Origin of the sequence: Helicobacter anatolicus, from assembly GCF_021300615.1 — a bacterium.
Lineage (GTDB): Bacteria > Campylobacterota > Campylobacteria > Campylobacterales > Helicobacteraceae > Helicobacter_H > Helicobacter_H anatolicus.
Genome location: NZ_JAJTMY010000011.1, coordinates 1 through 1,676 on the forward strand (window position 1 = coordinate 1; position 1,676 = coordinate 1,676).

The following is a 1,676-nucleotide window of genomic DNA, read 5'->3' on the forward strand; positions in this document are numbered from 1 at the left end:
AGTTATTTAAAGTAGCACTTGAAGTTCTTAAAACAATGTTTGTAGTTCCATTGTTTCTATTGATCAGTGTTCCTGATAGATTTGGCGGAAGAGGGAAACTGCTACTATTTTCATTACCGCTTAAATAACTTGGTAACCAGATACTATTTTCAAAAATAAGGTTATTGCTACCACCATTTGTAGTAATATTTCCCACTAAGCCTATTTTAATATGGTCATTAGTTGCTACTTCTTCACCCATTTTCATCATATCTGTTGCTTTAGAACTTCCCCCTACGATTTTAATATTATTGGTTCCTCTATCTTGATTATCAATATTACCTAAAATCACTGCTTGAGTTTTGGATAATAAAGATTCTTGATCTAGAGTTTGTGAAAGATTAGCTTCATTTTTAATAAGATTATTAACATCAGCAAAATCAGTATTTTTACTTAGATCTAAATAAAGATTATTATTTCCAGAAATAGCAGTTTTTAAAAGATTTTTAGCCTTGGTGGCTTCATCGTTATTTAAAGCTAAAGATCCGATAATGGCATTTTGCGTAGCAATAACTTTGCCTTCTTCTTTTTCTCCTTCTTTTCCTTCCATAGTCGTAGCTAAAATATTAGCACTAGCTTTATAGGAAATATTATTTTTTCCTCCATTGCTAGAACTTATAGATCCAACTTGAAGCACTCCTTCAAAAGCATTGGTATCATCAACAAAACTTATATTATTAGTATTTTCTGTTAATGCAGAGGCTTGTTCACCAGTTAAAATATTTTTACCAATTGCATTGACTGCATAGTTTCCACTTGCCTTAAGCGTATTTATAGTAACAGTATTATTACTTCCATCTAGAGAAATAGTATTACTATAATCGCTTTGAGATCCACTAAAATAAGCTTCTATTTTATCAATATAAAGGGTGTTGGTTTTGCTTGAAAACTTTAGACGATTAAATCTTGGTTTATCTTGCGAATTTGATTGAGCAAATAAATTTATTTTTTTATCACTTTTTCCTAATTGCGAACTTTCACCTTTAAGGAGCAAAGAGTTTTGTGCTCGATAACCATAAGTATTAACTTTTATATTTCCAAAGATTTCGTTTTTTCCTTCCATGGTAATGTGGTTGATACCCTTGATTAGATAAATATCTCCAAGTATTTGATTTTTTTGCCCTATGTCTGAACTTTTAAATACAATATTATTTGTTCCGCTTCTTGTAGTCCAAGTTTCTTGATGTGAAGTGATTGATCCTTGTACTACTCCACCTTTTTCAAAGGTAACATTGATCGTTCCTTGTTTTGCTTGAATATTCCCAACTGTTGTATAATTTTCAAATTTTTTATCCAGGCTTCCTGTTTCTTGGTCATATTGAATATTTTCTACTTCCGTAGCCCCCATAACTTCTGCGGCTGATAAAGATATTGTAGAAAATATTACTGAAAGCGTAATTGAAGAATAAGTTTTTCTAAACATCATTTTAAACCTTGATTATATTTATTTTGCAATATTAGCGCGTCGGATTATACTGAAATTTTCTAATAAAATATTATAAAAGATAATATATTTAATCTAATAATTTTCTCTTTTTTCACCACTAAAATAGATTCTAAAAGATAATCTAACAATCAATCCCCCCCCCTCCTTTTTTAGTAAAAGGCTTGTAAAAAAACTCTTTTTATTTCTTTTC

1 protein-coding gene is annotated in these 1,676 nt (G+C 30.0%); it reads right to left on the reverse strand.

All coding sequences use genetic code 11. The features are described from left to right. Positions 1-1,465 (reverse strand): hypothetical protein (locus LW133_RS07340; protein ID WP_233077799.1); only part of this gene is annotated, 1,465 nt, incomplete at its 3' end. Positions 1,466-1,676 lie beyond the last annotated feature (211 nt).